General features: G+C 37.1%; 1 protein-coding gene. It reads left to right on the forward strand.

Annotated elements, in window-relative coordinates; translation table 11 throughout:
* Positions 1-154: 154 nt before the first annotated feature.
* On the forward strand, positions 155-971 hold an 817-nt coding region (locus FUA24_RS11060), incomplete at its 3' end, for a sigma 54-interacting transcriptional regulator (protein ID WP_148542251.1).

Below are 971 nucleotides of genomic sequence, written 5' to 3' on the forward strand. Positions count from 1 at the left end.
GATTTTGTAAACGTTAAAATTACCAATTGCACCAGCGCCACCTTAATGGGTGAAGCCGTTGGTTATTCTGAAAACAATTAAAAAAACATACAGACTAAAGGTGAATAAAAAGCGTTTGTTATGCTTCTCTTTCATCTAAATCTTAATAAATTAAATGGAATCTGTTCAAGCTATAAAACAACGTTTTGGTATTATTGGCAATACGCCAGCACTAAACCGCGCTATTGAAAAAACCATACAAGTAGCACCTACAGATATTTCGGTATTGGTAACCGGTGAAAGCGGGGTTGGTAAAGAAAGTATACCAAAAATAATACACCAATTATCGCACCGAAAACACAACAAATACATTGCAGTTAACTGTGGCGCCATACCCGAAGGCACTATTGATAGTGAACTTTTTGGCCATGAAAAAGGCGCTTTTACAGGTGCCACCCAAACCCGTAGCGGATACTTTGAAGTAGCCGATGGCGGCACTATTTTTTTAGATGAAGTTGGCGAGCTTCCATTAACCACGCAAGTTAGGTTATTACGTGTTTTAGAAAATGGCGAGTTTATAAAAGTAGGCTCTAGTAAGGTACAAAAAACCAATGTTCGTATTGTGGCTGCTACAAACGTAAATATGTTTGAAGCCATTGAAAAAGAAAAGTTTAGAGAAGATTTATACTACCGCCTAAGCACTGTTGAAATTCACTTACCGCCTCTTCGTGAAAGACAAAGTGATATTCATTTATTATTCAGAAAATTTGCCAGTGATTTTGCATTAAAATATAAAATGCCAACCGTTAAATTAACCGATGGCGCTATTGATATACTTGTAAAATACCGATGGAACGGTAATATTAGGCAGTTACGAAACATTGCCGAACAATTATCAGTTTTAGAACAAGACAGAAACATATCTGCCGAAACCCTACGCTCATATTTACCAAGCGCTAACACCAATTTGCCCGCGGTAATAAAAACATCAA

The sequence above is a fragment of the Seonamhaeicola marinus genome (genome assembly GCF_008085455.1).